Annotated in this window: 17 protein-coding genes and 1 tRNA gene; 15 read left to right on the forward strand and 3 right to left on the reverse strand. The window is 67.6% G+C overall.

Going from position 1 to position 26,223, the window contains the following annotated elements:
- The first annotated feature begins 136 nt into the window (after positions 1–136).
- From BMZ38_RS08085 to BMZ38_RS08125, 9 genes are all read left to right on the forward strand, one after another.
- Positions 137–3,049, forward strand: coding sequence for a TonB-dependent receptor (locus BMZ38_RS08085; RefSeq protein WP_091336190.1), 2,913 nt, complete (start codon positions 137–139; stop codon positions 3,047–3,049).
- A 108-nt stretch (positions 3,050–3,157) separates the two neighbouring features.
- Positions 3,158–4,684, forward strand: a complete 1,527-nt coding sequence (locus BMZ38_RS08090; RefSeq protein WP_091336192.1) for a tryptophan halogenase family protein — start codon at positions 3,158–3,160, stop codon at positions 4,682–4,684.
- Positions 4,684–6,252, forward strand: coding sequence for an alpha-amylase family glycosyl hydrolase (locus tag BMZ38_RS08095; RefSeq protein ID WP_245747214.1), 1,569 nt, complete (start codon positions 4,684–4,686; stop codon positions 6,250–6,252). The genes BMZ38_RS08090 and BMZ38_RS08095 overlap by 1 nt, the downstream gene beginning before the upstream one ends.
- Positions 6,253–6,555: 303 nt before the next feature.
- Positions 6,556–8,892, forward strand: coding sequence for a glycoside hydrolase family 31 protein (locus BMZ38_RS08100; RefSeq protein ID WP_245747213.1), 2,337 nt, complete (start codon positions 6,556–6,558; stop codon positions 8,890–8,892).
- Positions 8,893–8,974: 82 nt separating this feature from the next.
- The gene (locus BMZ38_RS08105) at positions 8,975–11,014 is read left to right on the forward strand and encodes a glycoside hydrolase family 13 protein (protein ID WP_245747212.1); all 2,040 of its coding nucleotides are present in this window, start codon (positions 8,975–8,977) and stop codon (positions 11,012–11,014) included.
- A 15-nt stretch (positions 11,015–11,029) separates the two neighbouring features.
- A complete protein-coding gene (locus BMZ38_RS08110) occupies positions 11,030–13,201 on the forward strand; it encodes an MGH1-like glycoside hydrolase domain-containing protein (protein WP_091336196.1) in 2,172 nt (723 codons plus the stop codon).
- A gap of 99 nt (positions 13,202–13,300) precedes the next feature.
- Entirely contained in the window at positions 13,301–14,785 is a 1,485-nt protein-coding gene (locus tag BMZ38_RS08115) for an MFS transporter (protein ID WP_091336198.1), read from the forward strand.
- 31 nt (positions 14,786–14,816) lie between these two features.
- Positions 14,817–16,499 carry an alpha-amylase family glycosyl hydrolase gene (locus tag BMZ38_RS08120; RefSeq protein WP_091336200.1) on the forward strand — a complete coding sequence of 561 codons (1,683 nt, stop codon included), beginning with the start codon at positions 14,817–14,819 and terminating at the stop codon, positions 16,497–16,499.
- Positions 16,492–17,439: an alpha/beta hydrolase gene (locus BMZ38_RS08125; RefSeq protein WP_091336202.1), complete on the forward strand. Its 948-nt coding sequence runs from the start codon at positions 16,492–16,494 to the stop codon at positions 17,437–17,439. The genes BMZ38_RS08120 and BMZ38_RS08125 overlap by 8 nt, the downstream gene beginning before the upstream one ends.
- 91 nt (positions 17,440–17,530) lie before the next feature.
- Here BMZ38_RS08125 and BMZ38_RS08130 read toward each other — a convergent pair whose 3' ends face one another.
- Positions 17,531–18,562 carry a LacI family DNA-binding transcriptional regulator gene (locus tag BMZ38_RS08130; RefSeq protein ID WP_245747211.1) on the reverse strand — a complete coding sequence of 344 codons (1,032 nt, stop codon included), beginning with the start codon at positions 18,560–18,562 and terminating at the stop codon, positions 17,531–17,533.
- Here BMZ38_RS08130 and BMZ38_RS17555 point away from each other — a divergent pair.
- Complete coding sequence (locus BMZ38_RS17555) at positions 18,524–18,859, forward strand: sugar porter family MFS transporter (RefSeq protein WP_139202401.1); 336 nt, start codon at positions 18,524–18,526, stop codon at positions 18,857–18,859. The two genes, BMZ38_RS08130 and BMZ38_RS17555, sit on opposite strands and share 39 nt — an antisense overlap.
- 34 nt (positions 18,860–18,893) lie before the next feature.
- Here the strand turns inward: BMZ38_RS17555 and BMZ38_RS08135 are convergent, their stop codons facing one another.
- Positions 18,894–21,386: a glucose/quinate/shikimate family membrane-bound PQQ-dependent dehydrogenase gene (locus BMZ38_RS08135; protein ID WP_091336207.1), complete on the reverse strand. Its 2,493-nt coding sequence runs from the start codon at positions 21,384–21,386 to the stop codon at positions 18,894–18,896.
- 108 nt (positions 21,387–21,494) lie between these two features.
- Positions 21,495–21,571 (reverse strand) — tRNA-Arg (locus tag BMZ38_RS08140).
- A 170-nt stretch (positions 21,572–21,741) separates the two neighbouring features.
- On the opposite strand from BMZ38_RS08140, the gene amaB reads away from it, so the two are divergent.
- Genes amaB through BMZ38_RS08165 form a run of 5 tightly spaced genes read left to right on the forward strand, consistent with a single transcriptional unit; the run spans position 21,742 to position 26,214 of the window.
- The gene (amaB, locus tag BMZ38_RS08145) at positions 21,742–23,277 is read left to right on the forward strand and encodes an L-piperidine-6-carboxylate dehydrogenase (RefSeq protein WP_091336209.1); all 1,536 of its coding nucleotides are present in this window, start codon (positions 21,742–21,744) and stop codon (positions 23,275–23,277) included.
- A 60-nt stretch (positions 23,278–23,337) separates the two neighbouring features.
- A complete protein-coding gene (locus tag BMZ38_RS08150) occupies positions 23,338–23,640 on the forward strand; it encodes a DUF4190 domain-containing protein (RefSeq protein ID WP_091336211.1) in 303 nt (100 codons plus the stop codon).
- Between the two features lies 1 nt (position 23,641).
- Positions 23,642–24,406 carry an SDR family NAD(P)-dependent oxidoreductase gene (locus BMZ38_RS08155; RefSeq protein ID WP_091336214.1) on the forward strand — a complete coding sequence of 255 codons (765 nt, stop codon included), beginning with the start codon at positions 23,642–23,644 and terminating at the stop codon, positions 24,404–24,406.
- A gap of 3 nt (positions 24,407–24,409) precedes the next feature.
- A complete protein-coding gene (locus BMZ38_RS08160; protein ID WP_091336217.1) occupies positions 24,410–25,177 on the forward strand; it encodes a class I SAM-dependent methyltransferase in 768 nt (255 codons plus the stop codon).
- Positions 25,177–26,214, forward strand: coding sequence for a quinone-dependent dihydroorotate dehydrogenase (locus BMZ38_RS08165; protein WP_091336219.1), 1,038 nt, complete (start codon positions 25,177–25,179; stop codon positions 26,212–26,214). Before BMZ38_RS08160 ends, BMZ38_RS08165 begins: the two co-directional genes overlap by 1 nt.
- The last annotated feature ends 9 nt before the right edge of the window (positions 26,215–26,223 follow it).

A 26,223-nucleotide genomic window follows, 5' to 3' on the forward strand; every position in this document is an offset into this window, starting at 1 on the left:
CCTGCGCTGCGCCCAAAACAACGTCTTTATGATCGGACCACGTCTTAATAACGCTGCCAGACGTGGCGATCGACTGCGAGCGCGATCCGCCGACAAAGAGACTTGCAACCATTCAGCGGTTTTTCCGGAGGGGAGAATGAAACAACCAGAACGCAACCTTCTTGCGGTCGCGATCGCCACGGCATGCTTCGGGCTTTGCTCGACGGCAGCCGCCGCGACCGCGCCCGTCACGGCCCAGGGCCTCGCCCCGGCGCAGGACCAGGCACAGAACCAGTCTGCAGACCAGGCCGACAACGGCAAGACCAATCAGAAGACCCGCCAGGGCAAGACCAAGACGCTGCAGGCAGTCGAAGTCAGCGGCTTCGTCAGCAGCATCGAGAACTCCACGGCGCTCAAGCGCAACGCCAACGGCATCGTCGAAGCCGTCTCGGCCGAGCAGGTCGGCAAGCTGCCTGGCGTCTCCATCGCCGACTCGCTGGGCCGCCTGCCCGGCCTGGCGGTGCAGACCGTGAGCGGTCGCCCGCAGGTGCTGACCATCCATGGCCTGGGTCCCGATCTATCCACCGCGCTGGTCAACGGCGGCCAGCAGGTGTCCACCTCCAACAACCGCGACGTGCAGTTCGACCAGTACCCGTCGAGCTGGTTCGACAACGTGGTCGTGCACATGTCGCCGTCTGCCGACCTGATCGGCCAGGGCCTGGCCGGCACGGTGGACATGCATACCATCCGCCCGCTCGAGAAGAGCGGCCCCGAAGCGGCGGTGAATGCGCATTACATCTGGGACGGCATGGGCCAGCTCGCCGACGGCCCGAACGTCAGCGACAAGGGTTACAACCTCAACGGCGTCTGGGTGCACCAGTTCGCCGACCACACCCTGGGCGTGACCCTGGGCGTGGACCTGGAAAACAACCCCTCCCAGATCCAGCACGAAGGGCCGTGGGGCTATGCCACCGACGCCGATGGCAACCTGGCCATCGGCGGCTCGAAGAACTACGGCATCTCCGACTCGATGAAGCGCCGCGGCGTGCTCGCCACCGTGCAGTGGCAGCCGAACGAGCACTACACCGGCACCATCGACCTGACCTACGACAACTTCAAGGAAGTGCAGCAGGCCAAGGGCATGGAGTTCCCGCTGTTCTACAGCTCCGCGCAGCTGCAGCCCGGCAGCGTGGTGCAGAACGGCTTCGACGACAGCGGCACCTACACCAACGTCAAGCCGGTCATCCGCAACGACTTCAACAGCACCAGTGCCCGGGTCTACAACCTCAACTGGGACAACAAGTTCACCATCAACGAGGACTGGTCGGTCGACCTCGACGGCAACTACTCGCGCGCCACCCGCCGCGACATCAACCTGGAGAGCTACTCCGGTACCGGCTTCACTACGGCCAACGGCGCCACCGACACCATCGGCTTCGACCAGCACAGCAACGGCCTCACCTACTTCAGCCCCTCGCTGGACTACACCCAGGGTGTGGTGCTGACCGACCCGCAGGGCTGGGGCGGCGGCAACGACGTGGTGCAGGCGGGCTTCATCAACGCACCGCATACCGTCGACTACCTCGCCAACCTGCGCCTGGCGGTGGAACGCAGCTTCGGCAGCGGCCCGTTCTCCAGCATCGAGTTCGGCGTGGCGCACAGCACGCGCAACAAGACCTACCACATCGATCAGGACTTCCTGACGTTGGGCGGCGGGACCATCAGCGGTGGCAATGCGGTCGAGACCGCACCGTTCACCGGTAACACCTGCGATCCGCTGTCGTGGGCGGGCGTGGGCCAGCAGCTCTGCTACAACCCGTTCGACCTGATCGCCAGCGGCACCCTGGTGGCCGTGCCCACCTTCGGCTCGTCGCTGGACCTGCCGCCGAACTGGAAGGTGCGCGAAAAGGTGCTCACGCCTTACGTGCAACTCAACCTGGACACCTATCTGGGCGGTGTCAGCCTGCGCGGCAACGTCGGCGTGCAGGCGCAGCACACCTCGCAGACCGCCAGCGGCGAACAGGCCCTGCCGGGAACCCCGTCCAGCGGCAATGCAGTGGATCTGGTTCCGGTAAGCGGCAGCACCAGCTACAACAAGTACCTGCCCAGCGCCAACCTGATCTTCGGCTTCGGCGACAACGACGACCTGCGCGTCAGCGCGGCGCGCACCCTGGCCCGGGCTCGCATGGACCAGATGAACGCAAGCGTCGCGGTGACCGGCAACGTCAACAACCTCACGGTGACCGACCCGAACCAGTCGTATTTCAGCGCCAAGCATGGCAATCCCACGCTCAAGCCGACCATGGCGGACAACTACAACGTCAGCTATGAGCATTACTTCTCCGGCGGCAACGGCTTCGAGTGCAACAACGCCGACCAGAAGAACTCCGATCTGTGCCGCAGCGGTGGCGGCGGCTACTTCTCGGTGTCGGGCTACTTCATCAAACTGAAGGACTACATCAACCCGAACCGTGCTGAACTGTACGACTTCAGCGCCTACCTGCCGTTCGGCCTGACGCCGGCCCAGTTGTCCCAGCTCGGCACCACGCTGGGCACCAACACCGGTCCGGAGAACGATGGCCGTGGCTACGTCAAGGGCGCACAGCTGACGTTGAACCTGCCGTTCAACGTGATCGCGCAACCGCTCGATGGCTTCGGCATGATCCTCACCGGCAATCGCACCAAGAGTTCGGTGGTGTACGCCGGCAATCCCGAGCCGCTCACGGTGCCTGGCCTGTCCAAGTGGGTCGCCAACGCCACGCTGTACTACCAGCACCAGGGCTTCGAGGCCCGCGTCAGCGACGACTACCGCTCCAGCTTCCTTGGCGAGGTGTCGGGCATCAGCGCCTCGCGCATCGAGCAGACGATCAAGGGCGGCAGCACCTACGACGCACAGGTGAGCTACACCTTCGGGAGCGGCGCCTTCAAGGGCCTGACCCTGATCGCGCAGGGATCCAACCTGTCCAACAAGTCCTTCGTCACCTACCAGAACAACGACCCGCGGCAGGTGCTGACCTGGGAAAGCTACGGCCGGCGCTACGACGTCGCCGTGTCGTACAAGTTCCAGTGAGGTACTGACCGGTTCACGTTCTCCCCGTGTGCCCCGCCGAGCGGATTCCGGCGGGGCATTTTTGTTTTCACGCCCGCGCCGTCGGCGGGCCACGACAGGAGCTAGCGCATGGGCGAAGACAGCGACACGCGCGTGCGTGACATCGTGATCGTCGGTGGCGGTACCGCCGGCTGGATGACCGCTGCCCTGCTCTCTCGCGCGCTGGGCGATCAGGTGCACATCCGGCTGATCGAATCAGACGAAATCGGCACGGTCGGCGTGGGTGAATCCACCATTCCCTCGATCCGCCTGGTCAACGGCTTCCTCGGCCTGGACGAGGACGACCTGCTCCGTTCCGTGCAGGGCACGATCAAGCTCGGCATCCAGTTCAACGACTGGCATCGTATTGGCCAGTCCTACCTGCATGCCTTCGGCGACATCGGGCTGCCGCTGGGCCTGCTGCCGTTCCACCCGTACTGGCTGCGCAGCCAGCGGGATCCGGCCGCGCCCGACCTGTGGGCGTACTCGCTCAACGCGCGTGCCATCGCCGCCCATCGCTTCGCGCGCATGGAACGGATCGATGGCACCCCGCTCGCGGGCTTGCGCTGGGCCTACCACCTCGACGCCGGACGCTACGCCCGCTACCTGCGCCAGCATGCGGCGCAGGGTGTGCAGCGCACCGAAGGCAAGGTCATCAAGGTCGACCTGCGCGCGGCCGACGGCTTCATCGAATCGGTGCAACTGGCGAGCGGCGAAACCATCGCCGGCGACCTGTTCGTCGACTGCTCCGGCTTTCGTGGCCTGCTCATCGAGGACGCGCTCAAGACCGGCTACGAAGACTGGCGCCATTGGCTGCCGTGCGACCGCGCGGTGGTCGCGCCGAGCAGCCGCGTAGAGCCGCTGCGCCCGTTCACCCAGGCCAACGCGCGACCGGCCGGCTGGCAATGGCGCATCCCGCTGCAGCACCGCAGCGGCAACGGCCACGTCTATTGCAGCCAGTTCACCGGCGACGACGAAGCAGCCGCCCTGCTCGTCGAAAACATCGAGGGTGAGCTGCTGGAGCAACCGCGGCTGCTGCGCTTTACCAGTGGCATGCGCCGGCAGAGCTGGAACCGCAACTGCGTGGCGCTGGGCCTGGCCGCCGGCTTCATGGAACCGCTCGAATCGACCAGCATCCACTTGATCCAGTCAGGTGTGCAGCGGCTGCTCTCCCTGTTCCCCGACCGCCACTGCGACACCGCGCTGGTGGCCGAGTACAACCGCCAGACGCGCTTCGAGTACGAGCGCATTCGCGACTTCCTGATCCTGCATTACCGCGCCATCGAGCGCCGCGACACTCCTTTCTGGCAGCACTGTGCGCACATCGCGATGCCCGAGCCGCTCGAGCGCAAGCTGGCCTTGTTCCGCAGCGGCGGCCGCATCGTGCGCGATGGCGACGAACTGTTCGCCGAGCCCGCGTGGCTGCAGGTGATGCTGGGCCAGGGCATCGAACCGGACGGCCATCACCCGCTGGCCGGCGCGCTGCCGCAGGCGCAGCTGGACGAGTTCCTTTCCCACATCCGCACGCTGCTCGATCGCGCCGTCGGCAGCATGCCGGAACACGCGCAGTTCATCGCCCGGCATTGCGCCGCCGGCGACACGGTGGTGGCCGCCTGATGGGCCTGCGCTGGCTGGCGATGCTCGCCGCGGCGCTGCTTGCCGCACTGCCACCCGGCGTCGGCTTTGCGGCAAGCGACTACCGCTCCCCGGAGGGGCACGCCAACACGCCGGCGTCCGCCCCATCCCGCAGCGGCGTCTGGTACGAGATCTTCGTGCGCGCCTGGTACGACACCGACGGCGACGGCATCGGCGATCTGAACGGCGTCACCGAAAAACTCGACTACCTCAAGTCGCTCGGCGTCGACGGCATCTGGCTGATGCCGATCAATCCCTCGCCCAGCTACCACGGCTACGACGTCACCGACTACCGGGCGGTCAATCCCCAATACGGCACGCTGGCCGATTTGCACCGCTTGCTGGAGGCGGCGCACGCGCGCGGCATCCGCGTGATCATGGACCTGGTCGTCAATCACACCAGCGATCGCCATCCGTGGTTCCTCGCCGCACCTTATCCGGCCGACCCGCACCACGCCTGGTACAGCTGGGCCGGCCCCGGCACCGATCTCGATGCAAGGAGCGCCACCGGCGGTCAGGCCTGGCACGCGCTGGGCAAGCAGCACTACCTGGGTATTTTCACCAGCGGCATGCCGGACCTGGATTTCGACACGCCGGCCGTGCGCAAGGAAATCATCGCCATTGGCCGCTACTGGCTGGCCCAGGGCGTGGATGGCTTCCGTCTCGATGCCGCCCGCCACATCTATGACGATTTCGCCGCCACCGCCGATGACCCCGCGATGCTGCACCGGAACCTCGCCTGGTGGAGTGCATTCCACGGCGCGATGAAAGCCGCGCGCCCGGACGTATACCTGGTCGGCGAAGTGACCCGCGACGAACCCAAACAGCTTGCCCCCTGGTACGGCCCACTCAACGCGGTGTTCGATTTCCCGCTCGCCGCACAGCTGGTCGAAAGCGCGCGCAACGAACGCAGCGGCAAGCTCGTCGAACTGCTCAAGCGCGTCGCCGCCGAGATTCCCGCGGGCCAGGATGCGCCCTTCCTGTCCAACCACGACCAGGAACGGGTGATGAGCCAGCTCGATGGCAACGCGCAGCACATGCGCACGGCCGCGGCGATGCTGCTCACTTTGCCCGGCCGGCCGTTCATCTACTACGGCGAGGAACTGGGCATGCGGGGCCGCAAACCCGACCCGGACCTGCGCGAGCCGATGCGCTGGCACCGCGATCCGCACGGCCCAGGCGAAAGTCGCTGGAAGCGCTTCAGCGCCGGCGACGGGCCGGACGTGTCGGCGGACGCCGAAGAGGGCGATGCGCATTCGCTGCTCGCCCGCTATCGCATGCTAATCGACTGGCGCCGGGAGCTGCCGGTGCTGCGCGACGGCGTCCTCCATGTGCCGGATGTTCCCAACCGGCGCCTTGCCACATGGGAACTGACCGATGCCGGCCACGACGTGCTGGTCGTGCACAACCTCTCGCGCAAGCCGCAAACGCTGAAACTGGGCGGTCCGCTCGCACGCTTCCGCCAGGTTCGCCTTGCCAGCGATCCCGGCGGCCGGGTCGCTGCCGGCCAGTTGCAACTTCCTGCCTACGCTTCGGTGGTGCTGCAGTGAAGACACCGATGCATTTCCCGGACCAGCCATGACGCCGGCGAAGGTATGGGAATCGTCAAAGCAGCATCCGGAAAGCGTACGGCCGAGTCCGTTTTTCGTCCTTCCCTCCGCACTGACCCATCGTGCACCGCACCATCGGAAAACCGCGCCATGTCACGAATGAATACGTATGCACACGGGTGTCGCGACGCGCGCGATGAGCCCTACCATGGGCCCGGCTCCGGTCGCCTGCACGCGCTCTTCACAAAGCTCAAGCGCGCGTCAACCGGGCCGATCACGTGGTTCGTTGTCGGAGTACTGCTGGTGTCCCCCTCTTCCGCTGCTGCATCGCTTTCCCTGGCCCGGGCGCACGCTGCGCCGGCCAAGTCCGCTTCCATCGCGCCGGCCGCGCCGGGGTTCGACATCCCGCTCGGCGCCGACACGCTCCGCGTCGAACTGGCCGCGCCCGGCACGTTGCACGTCCAGTTCCGCAAGGCCGGCCACGCGCCGTTGCCGACGATCGTGATCGATCCGGCGCTGCAGGCCTCGACCCATCCCAGCGCAGATGTTTCCCAGGACGCCCACGGCGCACGGCTGCACTCGGCGCAACTCGACGCGGTATGGGACAAACAGCACGGCGAACTCCGCATCGGCGTGCCGGGCCAGCCGCCGCTGCTGCGCCAGTTCGCCCTGCCCTTGCTGGGCCACGGACGGCTGAGCCTGATCCATGCCAAGGGCGAGCCCAAGTATGGCATCGGCGGCTTCGACGCCACCGAGCCGGCCACCGCCGGCCTGCTGCGCAACGGCTACCGCCCGGTCACCGCCGGCGAGCAGGGCCACGCGGGCGCGCCGTTCGTGTGGAGTACCGCCGGCTACGGCGTGCTGATCGACGGCGTCGGCGGACAGATCGCGCTGGGCGACACTCGCATCGACGCACGCATGTTCGACGGCGGCCTGGACTATTACGTGTTCCTCGGCGAGCCGCACGCGATCTTCGGCGCGCTGGCGCAGGTCAGCGGCCGCAGCCCGCTGTTTCCGAAATGGGCGATGGGTTTCACCAATAGCCAGTGGGGCATCGACGAGAAGGAGTTGCTGGACATCGTCCACGGCTACCGAGAGCGCCACATCCCGCTGGACAACTTCACCCTCGACTTCGACTGGAAGGCCTGGGGCGAAGACAACTACGGCGAGTTCCGCTGGAACGAGCACAAGTTCCCCGACGGGGACAGCGGCAAGCTCAAGTCCCTGCTCGATGCGCAGGGCGTGCACCTGACCGGCATCATGAAGCCGCGCATCCACGTGGATACGGTCGAAGGCCGCGAGGCCACCGAACACGGCTACTGGCTCGCGCAGAGCGATCCGGCGCCGGACTATTTTTCCGGCAAGACCGTGCGCGAACTCGACTTCGCCGACCCGGCCGCGCGCGCCTGGTTTTTCAACGCGGCGCTGAAGCACTCGTTCCAGACCGGCATCGTGGGCTGGTGGAACGACGAGGCCGACGACGTCGCCGTCGACCTGCAGCACATGGACATGCAGCGCGCGCTCTACGACGGCCAGCGCGCCATTTCCGACCTGCGCGTGTGGTCGCTCAACCGCAACTTCTACCTGGGCGCACAGCGCTACGCCTATGGCCTCTGGTCCGGCGACATCCGCACCGGCTTCGCTTCCATGGCCGGCCAGCGCCAGCGCATGTTGAGCGCGATCAACGTCGGCGCCATGCAGTGGGGCATGGACGGCGGCGGCTTCAAGGGTGGCACGCCGACGCCGGAGAACTACGCGCGCTGGATCCAGTTCGGCGCGTTCACGCCGGTGTTCCGCGTGCACGGCGAGCTCGGCCAGCATCGGCAGCCGTGGGTGTATGGCGCGGATGCCGAGAAAGCGGCCACCGCCGCGATTCGCCTGCGCCAGTCGCTGATCCCCTACATCTACAGCTACGAGCACCAGCGCCACGCCACCGGTATCGGCCTGGTCCGCCCGCTGCTGTTCGACTGGCCAAGCGACCCGAACCTGCGCAACGACTATGACGCCTGGCTGTTCGGCGATAGCCTGCTGGTTTCACCGGTGGTCGAGCAGGGCCAGATGGTCAAGCCGGTTTACCTGCCCGCCGGCGAGTGGATCGACTGGTTCACCGGCAAGCACTACGACGGCGGCCGCACCATCGAGCACCAGGCCGACGCCACGCACTGGAGCGACATCCCACTGTACGTGCGCGCGGGCGCGATCATCCCGATGGCGCCGCCGATGGATTACGTCGGCCAGCGCCCGCTCACCGAGCTGCAGGTGGAACTTTTCCCCGCCGCCGATGGCAGCCAGTTCGACTACTACGACGACGACGGCAAGACCTACGGCTACGAGCAGGGCGAATACTTCCTGCAGTCGATGCGGATGCAGGCACACGGCGAGAGCGTGAGTATGGCCATCGCCGCACCGCAGGGCAGCTACAAGCCGGCGCTCGAGTCGTGGCTGCTGAAGTTTCACGGGCCATCGGCCGCGGCCGTGCGCAGCAACGGCCGCGCATTGGAGGCCTTCGCCAGTGTCGATGCCTTGCGCGCTTCCGGCGACGACGGCTGGGCGACCGGCGAGGACCGCTTCGGCCCGGTGACCTGGGTGCGCGTGGCCGCCGGCCACGCCCAAACCATCACGCTCGACGTGAAAAAGTAAGCCGCAAGGTTTGGCCGTCCGGCCCGCACCGTAAGCACTCCACTTCTGCGGGAATGCGGGCGGGGCGAGCCGGACGCCGATCATGTTCACCGCCTGGGAGGACCGTGGCATGCGCAACGAGGAACGGACGATCCGCCGCTGGACGGCCACCGCCACCGTCCTGGCGGCCCTGGCGCTGTACGCCCTGCCCTCGACCGCCCTGCTGGCAGCCAGCAACGACAACAACGTCGAATGGAGCGGCCTGTTCCACGATCAGGGGCCGCTCTACGACAACCACGTCGAGCCGACCGCCACCCAGGCGGTCACGCTGACCCTGCGCACCTTCAAGGGCGACATCACCAGCGCCAACATCAAGTACTACGACAGCGCCGACGGCCAGTTCCACTGGGTGGCGATGAACTGGTCGGCCAATGACGCCACCGGCAACTTCGACTTCTGGAAGGGTACGGTGCCGGCCAGCGCCGCGGAGAAGTACTACCGCTTCCAGGTCAACGACGGCAGCGCCACCGCCTGGCTCAACGCCGCGGGCATCACCTCGTCCGAACCTTCCTCCGGCGACTTCTTCGTCGTGCCGGGTTTCACCACGCCGGCATGGATGAAGAACGGCGTCATCTACCAGGTCTTCCCCGACCGCTTCTACAACGGCAACACCGCCAACGACGTCACCAACGGCCAGTACAGCTACGCCGGCTGCGCCACGGAGAAGCACGCCTGGGGCGCGAGCGTGACGTCCAACGCCGGCGGCTGCAACAGCGCGGTGTTCTTCGGGGGCGACCTGGCCGGCGTCGACCAGAAGCTCGGCTACATCAAGGGCACGCTTGGCGCCGATATCCTCTATCTCAATCCGATCTTCCTGTCGCCGACCAACCACAAGTACGACACCGAGGACTACCTGAAGGTCGACCCCGCCTTCGGCACCAACACCACGCTGCAGGCGCTGATCGGCGACATGCACAGCAGCAGCAACGGTCCGCGCGGCTACGTGATCCTGGATGGCGTGTTCAACCACACCGGCGACACCGAGGCCTGGTTCGACCGCTACCACTGGTCGAGCGTGACCGGTGCGTACGAGTCGCAGTCGAGCAGCTACTACAGCTGGTATACGTTCCAGTCCTGGCCGAACAGCTACTCGGGCTTCTTCGGCATCGCCAGCATGCCCAAGCTCAACTACGGCTCCAGCGGCTCGGCCGTGCGCAGCGCGATCTACGGCAGCGCCACCTCGGTGGTGAAGACGTACCTCAAGGCACCGTATTCGATCGACGGCTGGCGCCTGGACGCGGCGCAGTACCTCGACGCCAACGGCGGCGACGGCTCGGACGCGACCAACCACCAGATCATGGCCGAGCTGCGCACCGCGGTGAAATCGGCCAATCCCGATGCCGAGATCCTGGGCGAGTTCTGGGGCAACGCCGGCCCCTGGACCGACAACGGCGAGGAATGGGACGGCGCGATGAACTACGACGGCTTCATGCAGCCGGTTTCGGAGTGGATCACCGGCCACGACTACGGCAACGGCGCCGCCTCGATTCCCGCCAGCCAGTTCGACAGCTGGCTGCGCGGCACCCGCGCCCACTACCCCACCAACGTCCAGCAGACCATGAGCAACGCGCTGGGCAGCCACGACACGACGCGCTTCGGTACCCGCGCCGGCGGCGACATCTGGAAGACCTACCTCGCGCTGATCTTCCAGATGACCTACGTCGGCACCCCGACCATCTACTACGGCGACGAGTACGGCATGCAGGGCGGCGCCGACCCGGACAACCGTCGCACCTTCGACTGGACCGTGGGCACCTCCACCAACAGCGCGGTGGCGCTGGCGAGCAGGCTGATCGCCATCCGCAACGCCTACCCCGCCTTGCGCACCGGCTCGTTCATGACGCTGCTCACCGACGATGCCTCGAAGCTGTACGCCTACGGCCGGTTCGATGCGGCCAACCGCCTCGCGGTGGTGCTCAACGACGATTCGGTCACGCATACGGTCGCCGTCCCGGTGTGGCAGCTGAGCGTGACCAACGGCAGCCGCCTGGTGGACCAGATCTCCGGCACCTCGTACACGGTGCAGAATGGCCAGGTCACGCTGAGCGTGAACGGCCACTACGGCGCCATCCTGGCGCAATGAGGAGTTGACGCGCGCATGCTGAGCCTGTTGCTGATGGCCTCGATGGCGACCACCCCGGACCTGCCCGACGCGGCATGGCGCAATGGCCTGGACTGGCGCGGCACGCACGTGTCCATGCAGCGCGACGCTGGTGGCGCCTACCGCCTGAAGGGGTCTTCCGGCCAGCGCGTCATCCCCGCGTCGCCGCTCGGGGCGGCGACCGCCAGCGCGCTCTTCGATGGCCTCTACGCGATGGCACAGGACGACCTGAAGCAGGATTCGGTCGAAGCCATCCGCGACGGCGCCTTCGATCACGGCGAACCCATCCCCTGCCTGTGCTTCGAGACCGGCCAGAAGTGGCCCTATGTGTGGACGCGGGACCTCTCCTACGCGATCGACCTGGGGCTTTGGCGGTTCGATCCCGCACGCTCCCGCAACGGACTGGAGTTCAAGCTGTCCGAGGTGCGCGTGCCATCTGCGCCGCAGGGCCTGTACGTGATGCAGGACACCGGCTCGGGCGGCAGCTGGCCGATCAGCACCGACCGCATCGTGTGGTTCCTGGGCGCACGCCATCTGCTGGACGATGCCGGCTTCGCCGCCAAGGTGCGCCAGGCGCTGACCGATACGCTGGCACAGGATCGGCAGTACGCCTTCGATCCGGCACTCGGACTCTACCGCGGCGAAACCTCGTTCCTCGACTGGCGCGAGCAGACCTACCCGGCGTGGACGGCGGACAACGTGCGCTTCATCGCGCAGTCCTTTGCGCTTTCCACCAACGTGCTTCATTACCAGGCGTTGCAGATGGCCGCCACGCTGGCGGACAAGCACGGCGATTCCGACGCGGCCGCCTACCGCGCCCAGGCCGCGGCCCTCAAGACGGCGATCAACCAGCACTTCTGGCGCGCCGACCGCGGCCTCTACATGAGCTACATCGGCGGCGACGGCCTGCCGGTGGAGGCCTACGACCTGCTCGGCACATCGCTGGCGATCACCAGCGGCGTGGCCGATAGGGCGCGCGCAAGAGAGGCCCTCTCGCACTACCCCACCTGGCCCGCCGGCAGCCCGGTGATCTGGCCCGAGCGTGCCGACCAGCCGATCTACCACAACCGCGCGATCTGGCCGTTCGTCAGCGCCTATGCGCTACGCGCGGCGCGCGCCGTGGATGACCCCGCGCGCATCGCGCACGAGATCCGCTCGGTCATCCGCGGCGCCGCGCTGGCCGGCTCCAACATGGAAAACTACGAGCTGCTGACCCAGGCGGTGCACGTCGACGACGGTGCGCTCAGCGGCCCGGTGGTCAATTCGCCGCGCCAGCTGTGGTCGGTGGCCGGTTTCCTCGACGTCGCGATCGAAGGCGTGTTCGGCCTGACCGGCGATGGCCGGGTCGAACCCAAGCTGCCGGTCTCGCTGGTACCGGCCCTGTTCGGCGATGCGGACCACATCGACCTGCAGTTGCACGATCGCCGGATCACGCTGCGCCGTCCCGCCCGATTGGAGGGCAACCTGCTGGTCGCCGGCACGATACGGCAGGAGGGCAACCACACGGTGGTGAACCTCAAGGCCATCGAGGTCCCCGGGCGCCCGCTGCGCACCGACGCGCCGCTGTACGCGCCCGCGACGCCGCCCGCGCCCACCGTCGAGGCCGACGGCGACCAATGGCGCGTGCACAGCCCAGGCAAGGGCGTGCTCTACGTCAATGGACGCCGCCACGGCGCGATCGACGGCAGCGCGGCGATCGCGCGCACGTCAGCCCTCCCATGCTTCCGCGTGACGCACATCGACAGCCACGGCGTCGAGTCGCTGCCCAGCCCCGAAGCATGCCCCGGCGGCAAGAGCCGGGTCGCGGGCGCCTGGCCGCGCAGCTGGACTGCGCCCGCGTCCGGCCGTTACCGCGTCATGCTCGGCTACACCAACCCGCATGGCCCGATCAACACCGGCATCACCGCCGCGGTAAAGTGGCTGGTGATCGATTGTGGTGAGGGTGCGCCGCAAAGGCTGCCACTGGCGATGCCACACAGCGACGGCCGCCAGCAATCGACCTGGGGCGACTTCACCGCCACGGCCGGCGCGCGCTGCCACTTCCATCTCGAAGATGGTTTCAACATGAGCTATCTGCGCCACAACGCCCACTACACCGGCGGCGCGGGTGGCGCGGCAGGCCCGCTGAACGAGGCCGACGTCGGCGAGCTGCTGATATCGCCGCTTTGAACAATCCATCACCTGCATGAGCGCACCGGGCGCGAGCCGGGCCTGGCCTGCGCGCCCAAGGGCGCTCCTGCAGGCGACCACTGTCGACGGAACTCCTGGATGAGCAACAAACCCAACCTGTCCTTCTGGCAGATCTGGAACATGTGTTTCGGCTTCCTGGGGATCCAGTTCGGATTCGCGCTGCAGAACGCCAACGTCAGCCGCATCTTCCAGACGCTGGGCGCGGATGTGGCCGACATCCCGGTGCTGTGGATCGCCGCGCCGCTGACCGGGCTGATCGTGCAGCCGATCATCGGCCACCTGTCCGACCACACCTGGAACCGGTTGGGCCGTCGCCGGCCCTATTTCCTGGTCGGCGCGGTGCTGACCACACTGGCCCTGCTGTGGATGCCCAACGCGCCCGCGCTTTGGATCGCCGCCGGGCTGCTGTGGATCATGGATGCCTCGATCAACATCTCGATGGAACCCTTCCGCGCCTTCGTTGGCGACCAGCTGCCGCCACGCCAGCGGCCGCTCGGCTATGCAATGCAGAGTTTCTTCATCGGCGTCGGCGCGGTGGTCGCCTCCGCCCTGCCCTGGCTGCTGGCCAGGCTCGGCGTCGCCAACGTGGCGCCCGCCGGTGGCGTGCCCGACACGGTGAAGTACGCCTTTTACGCCGGCGCCCTGGTGTTGCTTGGCGCGGTGCTGTGGACCATCGTCACAAGCCCCGAGTACCCGCCGCAGCAACTGCGCGAACAGGCCGACGACGCTCCGGCCGGAACGCCTGCGGACACCTCGCGTGCCTGGCGCTTCGGCGCGACGCTGCTGGGGCTGGGCGTGGCGCTGCTGTTTGCGATCGCCCACTTCGGGTTGGAAAAGGAGCTCTACCTGCTCGGCGGCGGCCTGGCCGTGTTCGGCGTGTTGTTCGTCTGGCTGGCGTTCGCGCGGGGCCATGGCATGGTGCAGCAGGTGATGAGCGACCTCTACGCCATGCCCGGCCCGATGCGGCGGCTGGCCTGGGTGCAGTTCTTCTCCTGGTTCGCCCTGTTCGCCATGTGGATCTACACCACCCAGGGCGTGGCGCAGAGCTTCTTCGGCAGCACCGACACCAGCACGGCGGCCTACAACGAAGGGGCCAACTGGGCCGGCGTGCTGTTCGCCGTGTACAACGGCGTGGCGGTGCCGGCGGCCGTGCTGATCCCCTGGATGGTGCGCCGCTGGGGCCTGCGCATCAGCCACCTGGTGAACCTGTTCCTGGGCGGCGCCGGCCTGCTGTCGTTCGTGGTGCTGCACGACGCGCGCTGGCTGGTCGCCTCGATGGTCGGCGTGGGTTTCGCCTGGGCCTCGATCCTGTCGCTGCCCTACGCGCTGCTGTCGGACAACCTGCCGGCGGCGAAGATGGGCGTCTACATGGGCATCTTCAATTTCTTCATCGTCATCCCGCAGCTGCTCGCCGCCAGCGTACTGGGCCTGCTGCTGAAGACCTTCTTCCATGGCCAGCCGGTCTGGGCGCTGGCGCTCGGCGGCGCGAGCCTGCTCATCGCCGGCCTGTGCACGCTGCGCGTGCGCGAGCCAGATGCCACGCCCGCGATGCAGGCCGCTTAGCCCGCAAGCACACCGATTTCAAGGACGCAGCATGAAGCTCACGATCCGCACGACCTGCCTGGTGGTGGCCCTCGGTCTCGGCACCGCGCACGCCGCCACGCCCGCGCACGATTTCTACGGCACGGACGCGCCTTTCGCCTCCAACGCCATCTACTTCGTGATGACCGACCGCTTCGTCAACGGCGATCGCTCCAACGACCATCGCGACCAGGGCGGCGCGCATCCCACCTTCGATATTCCGGTATCCGGCGCGCCCAAGGGCCAGAGCGCCAACATCGGCTACCTGGGCGGCGACTTCAAGGGCGTGCTCGACAACGCCGGCTACATCCACGGCATGGGCTTCGGCGCGGTGTGGATCACGCCGATCGTGGACAACCCCGACCAGGCATTCACCGGCGGCGACCCGGTGAGCTGGGGCTCGAAATTCACCGACCGCGGCAAGACCGGCTTCCACGGCTACTGGGGAATCAACTTCTACAGGCTCGACGAACACCTGCCGAGCAAGGACCTGGACTTCGCGCAGTTCACCGCGGGCATGCACAAGGCGGGGCTCAAGGTGGTGCAGGACATCGTGCTCAACCACGGCTCGCCGGCCTTCACCATGCCGGTACGCCAGCCGCAGTTCGGACAGATCTTCGACGAACACGGCAAGCTCGTCGCCGACGAGCAGAACCTGCCACCGTGGCAGCTCGACCCGCGCCACAACCCGCTACACCGCTTCTACCACGCATACGAGGACCTGGCGCAGCTGTCCAACAACGACGAAACCAACCCGGCGGTCCTGGACTACTTCGCCGGCGCGTACCTGAAATGGATCGGCCAGGGTGCGGACGCCTTCCGCATCGACACGATCAGCCACATGTCGACCACATTCTGGCGCCAGTTTTCCGCACGCATCCGCGCGAAGCACCCCGGCTTCTTCATGTACGGCGAGGCGTTCGACTACAGCCCGGACAACATCGGCAAGTACACCTGGCCATCGAGCGGCGGCATCAGCCTGCTCGACTTTCCGCAGCAGCAGGCAATCAAGGCGGTGTTCGAACATCCGCACAGCGACTACCGGCTGCTGCTGTCGAAGCTGTACCTGACGAACGGGCCGTACGCGAACCCGTACGAGCTGGTCACCTTCTACGACAACCACGACATGGCGCGCATGGATGCCAGCGATGCGGGTTTCATCGACGCCGACAACTGGCTGTTCACCGCGCGCGGCATCCCTGCGATCTACTATGGCTCCGAGACCGGCTTCGAGCGCGGCCGTGCCGAGCACGAGGGCAACCGCAACTATTACGGCCAGGCGCGCATCGACGCGGCGGCCGAAAGTCCGATCTATCGCCAGCTCAGGCGCATCGCCCAGCTGCGCGCCCATACGCCCGCGCTGCAGCGCGGCTTGATGCTCGTCGAGCGCCTGGACGGCGACCAGGCCGTGTTCTACCGCGTCTACCAGCACGATGGCGCGCACCAGATCGCGCTGGTGCTGCTCAACAAGGGCGACAAGGTGGCACGGTTCCACGTGACGAAGTACCTGCAGTCAGGCCATTGGCAGCCGGCACTGGGCGGCGATGCCGTCGACGTGCCGGCTGGCGGCGCGCTGGATGCGGGCGTCGGTCCGCACGACGTGGCTGTGTACCTGCTCGACGCGCCGGCCACCCGCGATGACCTGGTGACCGCATTGAGCCGGCTGATGCGCGACAAGAGCCATCCGGATGACTGAGACGCACCGCGTTCGCTCCCTGGCACGCTGCTGGTTCGCGCTGGTCCTGCTGCTTCCCTGCGCGCTGCAGGCGCAGGTACAGAAGCTCGAGCTCGACGCTCCTGCCTTCGCCCCCGAGCGCATCCACGTCACGGTGTACCTCCCGCCGGACTATGGTCACTCGACCGCCCGTTACCCCGTGCTGTACGCCGACGACGGCCAGGACATGCAGGCCGTGGGACTGCAGCCGACGCTGGCGAAGCTCTATGGCGAACACGCCATCGAGCCCGTCATCGTCGTCGCCATCGACATGCTGCGAGACCGTGCCAGTGGCTACGGCCTTTCCGACCGCCAGCGCGGGCAGAGCGTGGTCGGCGGGTCGCGCATCGGTGCCATCGGCCTGCGTGCTGCGGACTATTCCGCCTGGGTGGCAACCTCGCTGGTACCAACCATCGACGCGCACTACCGCACACGCGCCGACGCCCGCCAGCGCACGGTGATGGGCTGGTCGCTGGGCGCGCTCAATGCGTTCAACCTGGGCTGGCAGTATCCGGACGTGTTCGGCCAGGTGGGCGCGATGTCGCCTTCGTTCTGGCTGGCCGGCGATCGCAGCGATGCGGACGCGGTACAGCGCAGCCGGCTTGCGCAGGCGATGGTGGACCGCGGACCCAAGCGCCAGGGCATGCGGTTCTGGTTCGCCGCCGGAACGGCCGAGGAAACCAACGATCGCGACCATGATGGCGTCATCGATGTGATCGACGACCTCAAGGACCTGATCGATGGCTGGCACGCCAATGGCGCGCAGCGGCGGGGCCTGCGCCAGCTTGGCTACTCGACCACGGGTACGGATGCGGACGTGACCGTGTTCCTGCTGTCGGGTGGGCATCACCAGCAGGCGTCGTGGGCGAAGATGCTGCCTGTGTTCTTGCGCTGGGCGTTTCCGGCGACCCCACGGCCGTAGTGTTCCGCCAGCCCCGCCCCCTCACCCCGCCCCCGCCGCGGAAGGCAGAGGGAGCAGAGCCGGTCGGCACGCTGGTGGGAGAACGCGTTGGCTATGCGGGCCTTACGCTCGACTGCCGCACCATCAGCTTCACCGGCAGCATCATGCTCTGCGCCGGTTCGCCGCGGATCATCCTGAGCAGGCTGTCGACCAGCACCTCGCCGGCGCTGCGGGTGTCCTGCAGCACGGTGGTGAGCGGCGGGCTGGCGAAGCGCGCCATGGGGATGTCGTCGAAACCGGCGACCGGGACCTCCGCCGGCACCTTGTAGCCGTGCTCCGCCAGCGCCCGCATGGCGCCGATGGCGATCAGGTCGCTGGCGGCGAACACCGCATCGAAAGCCACACCGCGGCCGAGCAGTTCGGACATGGCCGTATGGCCGCACATCTGCGTGCTCTCGGCGTCCACCTGCAGGGTCTGGTCCACGTCCAGCCCTGCCTGCTGCAGGGCCTCGGCATAGCCGCGATAACGCTCGAAGAACTCCGGGTAGTGGCTGGAGGCGTCGCCCAAAAAGGCGATCCTGTGGCAGCCCTGCTCGATGAAATGCCGCGCCACGGCCTGGCCACCGCTGAAGTTGTCGCAGCCGACCGACACGCCCGGCTGATCGGGCAGCACCGCACCCCAGCGCACGAAGCGCGTGCCGATCGCCACCAGCTTCTCCAGCCGGTCGAGGTAGGCCAGGTAATCGCCGTAGCCGAGCAGGATGATGCCGTCGGCCTTCTTGCTGTCGGCGTAGTCGGCGTGCCAGTCGGTTGAGAACTGCTGGAAGGAAACCAGCAGGTCGTAGCCCTGGTGCGCGCAGGCGCGGGTGATCGAACCCAGCATCGAGAGGAAGAACGGGTTGATGTTCGAGCCATCGGTGGTCGGGTCCTCGAACAGGAGCAGCGCCAACGTGCCCGAATGCTGCAGCCGCAGGTTGGAGGCGTTCTTGTCCACCTTGTAGCGCAGCTGTTCGGCGGCGGCGCGGATGCGCTCGCGGGTTTCCTCGCTGACCAGCGGACTGCCACGCAGGGCGCGCGACACCGTCGCCTGGGAAACCCCCGCCAGGTGGGCGATGTCGATCGACGTCGCTTTGGCCTTGCTCACTGCTGTGAAACCTCTGGTACGGCTGGCGTCGCCAACCTTACCATCGGCCGGTCGCGCTGTACCGGCGACCTGCATACGTATTCAGCCGGACGGCAACGGCGGCGACAGCCAGATTCGCACCACCTGTTCTGGGATCTTCGGGGAAGAACGGATGAGCACGCAGGAGACGCGCTGGCCGAGGCGGGACTTCGCTTCGCCTACGGCCTGTACGCCGCGTTCGCACGGGTGTCGCTGCTGTTCGTGGTGTTCGCGGTGCGCGAGACCAAGGGCATGGAACGGGAGGACATGCCGGGCTGAGGAGGCGGCGGGCTTCAGCCGGCCATCTTTCCACCTACCTGGCCGGCTGCCCGGGAAGCGCGTAGGCGACCAGCGAATCGCCCATCTTCGTTCCCAGCGACCGGTGGCCACCGGCCATCACCACCACGTACTGGCGTCCGGTTCGCTGGGACACATAGGTCATCGGTGTCGCCTGGCCACCGGCCGGCAGGCGTGCCTGCCACAGCTTCTTGCCCGTACGCACGTCGTAGGCGCGCAGGTAATCGTCCAGCGTGCCGCTCAGGAACGCCACGCCGCCGGCCGTGACCATCGGCCCGCCCAGGCTGGGCACGCCCAGCGGCAGCGGGATGCCGAACGGCGCCTGGTCTTCGATGGTGCCGTTCTTGTGCATCCAGACCTTCTTCATGGTGCCGAGATCCACCGCGGCAAGGTAGCCCCATGGCGGTGCCTGGCACGGCACTCCGAAGGGCGACAGCAAAGGATGCAGGTCGACCGCGAACGGGGTGCCCTTCATCGGCTGCAGGCCCTGCTCGCTGCCGCCGCCCTGTGCGTCCTTCGCTTGCTCGCGCGGCACCAGCCGGGAGACGAAGGCCATGTAGCTGGGATTGAGGATCGCCACCTGGCGCACCGGATCGATCGCGATGCCGCCCCAGTCGAAGATGCCGTAGTCGCCCGGATAGATCAGCGAGCCCTCCACCGAAGGTGGCGTGAAGATGCCTTCGTAACGATACCTGCGGAAGGTGATGCGGCAGACCAGCTGGTCGTAGGGCGTGGTGCCCCACATGTCGGACTCGCGCAGTTTCCGCTCGGGCAGGAAGGTGAGCGCGGAGAACGGCTGCGTCGGCGACACGTGGTCGCCCCGGGCTGCGCCCTGTGGCACCGGCCGTTCGGGCGCCGGCACCAGCAGGTGACCATCGCGGCGATCCAGCACGTAGATGTCGCCACGCTTGGTCGAGGCGACCAATGCAGGCACCTTGCCGCTGGGCGTGTCCAGGTCGACCAGCGTCGGCTGGCCGCCGACGTCCATGTCCCACAGGTCGTGGTGCACGGTCTGGTAGACCCAGCGAACCTTGCCGGTGGCGATGTCCAGCGCCACGATCGAGCTGCTGTAATTCTCGGCGTTCGGATCGCGCCGGCCGCCCCAGATGTCCGGCGTCTGGTTGCCCATCGGCAGGTAGACCAGGCCCAGCTTCTCATCGACGCTGAACACGCTCCAGGCATTGGGCGAATTGCGGATGTAGGTCTGCCCCGGCGGCAGCGGCCGGGTCTGGCGCGGTTCGGACGGGTCCCAGTTCCACAGTAGCCGACCGGTGTCGATGTCGTAGCCGCGGACCACGCCGGAAGGCTCATTGGTCGAGGCATTGTCGGTGACGCTGGCGCTGGCGATCAGCACATGGCGCGTTACCGTCGGCGGCGAGGTCGGGTTGAGGAAACCCGGCTTTTTGACCGGCTGGTCGTTGTACAGGTGGATCACGCCGTTGTCGCCGAAATCGCGGCACGGCTGGCCGCTGTCGGCGTTGATCGCCACGATGGTGGCGTCGGCGGTGGGCGCGAAGATGCGCCGTGGACAGGTATCGACCTTGATGGCGGTAGGCGCGACTGCACCGGGTGGCGTCGGTGCCGATGCCGCAGCCGCCAGGGCACGGTCGGCCGGCAACCCCTGGGCGGCGGCCTGCGCGGCGTAGGCACCGGAGTCGTAGAAGGCCACGCCCCGGCAGATCATGTGCTGGTAGTCCTTCGCGTTCCGGTTGATCTTCGGATCGAAGCGCCAGATCTCGCGGCCGGTGTCCGGATCCAGCGCAATGACGATGTTGTGCGGCGTGCACAGGTACAGCATGCCGTTGGCCTTGAGCGGCGTGACCTCGTTGGCGATCTCCTTGGGATCGCCCGGCCCGGGAAAATCGCCGGTGTGGAAGGTCCAGGCCACCTTCAGCTGGGCGACGTTCTGTGGCGTGATCTGCGCGGCCGGCGAATAGCGGTCGCCGTAGCCGGAATGGCCGTAGGCGGTCCAGTCATCCGGCCCGGTCAGAGGCGCCGGCGCGGTGCCCCGGGCGTTCATGCGAGCCGCGGCGATCTCGCCGGGATGGTCGTGCGGCGAGCGGAGCAGAGAGACCCCGCCGACCGCCAGCGCGATCGCCACCGCGATGCCAATCGCCCAGCGCCCACCGCGCAGCGAGCGATCGGGCACCGCGCGGTGCGCCGCGTCGACTGCGCCCAGCCGCCGGTTGACGAACGGCAGCCACAACCACAGCGCCAGCACGAACCACACGTCCAGCCGCGGCAGCAGTTGCCACCAGTCGAGCCGCACCTCGACCACCGCCCACACCGTGCTGGCCAGCAGCACCAGCGCGTACAGCCACAGGGCCACCGTCCGCCCCAGCGCGAGCAGCACGCCGGTCGCCGTCATGCCCAGCCCGGCCAGCAGGTAATACCAGGAGCCTCCCAGCGCCAGCAGCCAGATACCACCGACCGCGAGCGCAAGGCCGAGCAGAAGGAAGACGATGCCCGTGGCGAACAGCAGCGGGCCGGAACGCGACAAGCGGGCCAAGGTACTCTCCGGAAACGCGGCGATGCCGCACAAGAGTGCCCGGTATAACACCGCGCTCGCCCAGGCTTCGTCGAGACAAAAAAAGGGCCGGCGATGCCGGCCCTCGAATGGTGCCCCCGAGACGATTCGAACGTCCGACCTGCCCCTTAGGAGGGGGCCGCTCTATCCAACTGAGCTACGGGGGCGAGGCGCGGATTTTGGCATGGATGGCTGCCCGGCGCGATTGCCGCCCTCCCCGGCGCCGACACGTGAGCGCACCGGCGCGTATGCGCGCGGGAGCCGCCGATCCCGCCCTGCTAGAATGGCCGTTTCGCAATAGTCCGGCGCTACGGCGCCCGACCCCAAGGAGTCATGCATGTCCCACGATATTCTCAAGGCGCTTGGCCTGGGCGATTCCCACTCCGGCACCTACCTCGGCAACGGCGAGTGGTCCAAGACCACCGACGCCGGCACGATCAAGCCGCAGAACCCGGCAACGGGCGAGGTGATCGCCAACGTGCATGCTTCCAGCAAGGCCGACTACGAGACCATCGTCAAGCGCGCGCAGGAAGCCTTCAAGCTCTGGCGCACCACCCCGGCACCCAAGCGGGGCGAAGCCGTGCGCCTGTGCGGCGACGCGCTGCGCAAGCACAAGGACGCGCTGGGCTCGCTGGTCGCCCTGGAGATGGGCAAGATCAAGCCCGAGGGCGACGGCGAGGTGCAGGAGATGATCGACATCGCCGACTTCGCCGTCGGCCAGAGCCGCATGCTGCACGGCTACACCATGCATTCGGAGCGCCCGGGCCATCGGATGTACGAGCAGTACCAGCCGCTTGGCCTGGTCGGCATCATCAGCGCGTTCAACTTCCCGGTCGCGGTGTGGAGCTGGAATGCGTTCCTGGCGGCGATCTGCGGCGACGTCTGCATCTGGAAGCCCTCGCCCAAGACGCCGCTGTCGGCGGTCGCCACCATGAAGATCTGCAACGAGGCGCTGAAGGCCGGCGGCTTCCCGGACATCTTCTTCCTGTTCAACGACGCCGGCACCGAGTTGTCGCAGGCCTTCGTGGACGACAAGCGCATTCCGCTGATCAGCTTCACCGGTTCGACCAAGGTCGGCCGTATGGTCGGCGAGCGCGTGGCTCGCCGCATGGGCCGCTCGCTGCTGGAACTGGGCGGCAACAACGCCATCATCCTGGACGAGGCGGCGGATCTGAAGCTCGCCATCCCGGGCATCGTATTCGGCGCCGTCGGCACCGCCGGCCAGCGCTGCACCACCACTCGCCGCCTGTTCGTGCACGAGTCGATTTTCGACAACGTGCTCGACACCCTGGTCGGTGCGTACAAGCAGGTCGAGGACAAGATCGGCGATCCGACCTTGGCGACCACGCTGATGGGCCCGCTCAACAGTCCCGAGGCCGTGCAGGGCTACCTGGCCGCGATCGAGAAGGCCAAGGCCGCCGGCGGTACCGTGCGCACGGGCGGCGCGGCGCTGACCGACCGCAAGGGCAACTTCGTGCTGCCGACCATCGTCACCGGGGTGAAGAACTCCGACGAGGTGGTGCAGACCGAAACCTTCGCGCCGATCCTGTATGTGATGCCCTTCAAGACGCTCGACGAAGCCATCGACATGCAGAACGACGTGCCGCAGGGCTTGTCCTCGTCGATCTTCACCAACAACCTGCGCGCGGCCGAGCAGTTCCTGTCGGCGGCGGGTTCGGACTGCGGCATCGCCAACGTCAACATCGGCACCTCCGGCGCCGAGATCGGCGGGGCCTTCGGCGGCGAGAAGGAAACCGGCGGCGGCCGCGAGTCGGGCTCCGACGCGTGGAAGGTCTACATGCGCCGCCAGACCAACACCATCAACTACTCCGATGCACTGCCGCTGGCGCAGGGCATCAAGTTCACGGTCTAAGCGCCACGACCGCTCTCCCGGACGGCCGGGAGAGCGGTCCAGACAGCCGAGGATCCACCCATGAACGCACTACCTCCCGCCCATCGCACCACCAGCGCCATGGCCGTGATCAGCCTGGTCTTCGGCATTGCCAGCTGGTGCATGCTGCCCCTGGTCGGCGCCATCGTGGCGATCGTCTGCGGCCACCTCGCACGTGGCGAAATCCGCCGCTCGCAGGGCCAACTGGAAGGCGACGGCATGGCCGTCGTGGGTCTGGTGCTGGGCTACGTGCAACTGGCCTTCGGCCTGCTCATCGTGCTGTTCGCCATTGCCGCGCTGGTGCTCGGCCTGTCGATCGGCTTCGGCTCCTCATTCTTCCATTGACATGTCCGGCGGCGCCTTCGACTTCACCGGCTACCGCGTACTGGTCGCCGGCGGCAGCAAGGGCATCGGCCGCAGCATCGCGCTGGCTTTTGCCGGGGCCGGCGCGGCGGTATCGATCTGCGCGCGCGGCGAACAGGCACTGCAGGCCACGCGCCACGAACTGGCCACATCCGGCCACCCCGTACACGCAGCCAGTTGCGACCTGGCCGACACCCAGGCCGTCGCTGGCTACATCGCCGGCGCCGCTGCAGCGCTGGGCGGCATCGACGTGCTGGTCAACAACGCCAGCGGCTACGGCTTCGACGACAACGACGACGGCTGGGTGCGCGGCTTCGAGGTAGACCTGATGGCCGCCGTGCGCGCCTCGCGCGCCGCACTGCCCCATCTCCAGGCCTCCCCGCACGCCTCGATCCTGCACACCAGTTCGATCGCCGCTTTCCACCCGCGCCGGCATGGCGCCCCCTACGCGGCGGTGAAGGCGGCGCTCAGCCAGTACACCACCTCGCAGGCGCTGGCCCTGGCCGAACAGGGCATCCGCGTCAACGCGATCGCGCCCGGCTCCATCGAGTTTCCCGGCGGCCTGTGGGACCGTCGCCGTCGCGAGGAGCCGTCGCTGTACCAGGCGACGCTCGCGAAGATCCCGTTCGGCCGCTACGGCAGACCGGAGGAGATCGCGCATGCCGCGTTGTTCCTTGCCTCGCCATACGCCGGCTGGATCACCGGCCAGACGCTGTGCGTCGACGGCGGCCAGGGGCTGATGGGTTAAGGCATGGCCGCCTTCGACCCCACCGTCCGCTTCAGCGACCGCGTAGCCGACTACGTGCGCCACCGGCCGGACTACCCACCTGCCCTGCTGGCCTGGCTGCAGCGCGGGTTAGGGATTTCGCCGGACTGGGCGGTGGCCGACGTCGGCGCCGGCACGGGCATTTCCTCCCGCATGTTCCTGGAGGCCGGGTATCGCGTGACGGCGGTCGAGCCGAACGAGGCCATGCGCGCGGCGGCCGTCGAGCGGCTCGGGAGCAACCCGCGCTTCCAGGCCATCGGCGGCCGAGCGGACGCCACCGACCTGCCCGATGCGTCAATGGACCTGGTCGTCGTGGCGCAGGCCTTCCACTGGTTCGATCCCGCAGCCACCCACCGCGAGTTCGCCCGCATCCTGCGCGCCGGCGGCCTGGCGGCGATCTTCTGGAACTCGCGCAGCCCCGACGGCACGCCGTTCCTGGACGGTTACGAGGCCCTGCTCAAGCGCTACGGCATCGACTACGCCCTGGTCGCCGAGCGCCATGCCAGCGACGCGGCGATGCGCGCTTGGTTCGGTCAAGGCCTGCGCGGCGAAGCGCATTTTCCGCACCGCCAGCGGCTGGATTTCGACGGCCTGCTCGGCCGTCTGCTTTCTTCCTCCTACGCGCCGCGGCCGGGCCACCCCAATCACCTGCCGATGAAGCTCGCGCTGCGCGAGCTGTTCGATAGCTGCGCGGTCGACGGCGCGGTCAGCCTGGACTACGACACCCGCGTCTTTGCGGGCGAGGTGCACTGATGTACGACCTTCTGCGACCGCTGCTTTTCGCGCTCGACGCCGAAACGGCCCACCGGCTCACGCTGTATGCGCTGGGCGTGGCCCATCGCAGCAACCTGGGCCGCTTCATCGCCACACCGCCGGAGGAGCTGCCGGTCACCGCTTTCGGCATCGGCTTTCCCAACCCGGTCGGCCTCGCCGCCGGGCTGGACAAGAACGCCGCGCACATTGATGAGCTGGGCGCGCTGGGTTTCGGCTTCATCGAGGTTGGCACGGTGACGCCGCGGCCGCAGCCGGGCAACCCGAAGCCACGCATGTTCCGCCTGCCGCAGCACGAGGCGATCATCAACCGGCTGGGTTTCAACAACGAGGGCGTCGATGCGCTGGTGCGCAACGTCGAAGCCTCGAGCTACCGCGGCGTGCTGGGCATCAACATCGGCAAGAACAAGGACACGCCCAACGAGCGCGCGGTCGAGGACTACCTGTTCTGCCTCGAGCGCGTGTACCGCCACGCCAGCTATGTCACGGTCAACATCTCCTCGCCCAATACGCAGGGCCTGCGCGACCTGCAGGAACAGGCCACGCTGCGCCGCTTCATCGAGACGCTGCGCGAGGCGCAGGAGCGGCTCGGCAGCCAGGCCGGGACGCGCAGGCCGATGCTGCTGAAGATTGCGCCCGACCTCGGCGAAGCCGAGCTCGACGGCGTCGCCGAGGTGCTGCGCTCGGCGGGCATCGACGGGGTGATCTGCACCAACACGACGATCGACCACAGCAGCGTCGCGGGCGACCCGCATGGCCAGGAGGCCGGCGGACTTTCGGGCAAGCCGCTGTTCGCCCGATCCACCGACGTGTTGCGCGGCATGCGCGCGCGACTGGGACAGGCCATCCCCATCGTCGGCGTGGGCGGCATCCTGGATGGCAGCGATGCGGTCGAAAAACTGGACGCCGGCGCCAATCTGGTCCAGCTCTATTCGGGTCTGGTCTATCGCGGGCCGGCATTGGTCGGCGAATGCGTCAACGAGATTCGCCGCCAGCGCGGAGCACCCGATGCACGCTGAGCGCGTCGA

The organism is Frateuria terrea, assembly GCF_900115705.1.
GTDB classification, from domain to species: Bacteria; Pseudomonadota; Gammaproteobacteria; order Xanthomonadales; family Rhodanobacteraceae; genus Frateuria_A; species Frateuria_A terrea.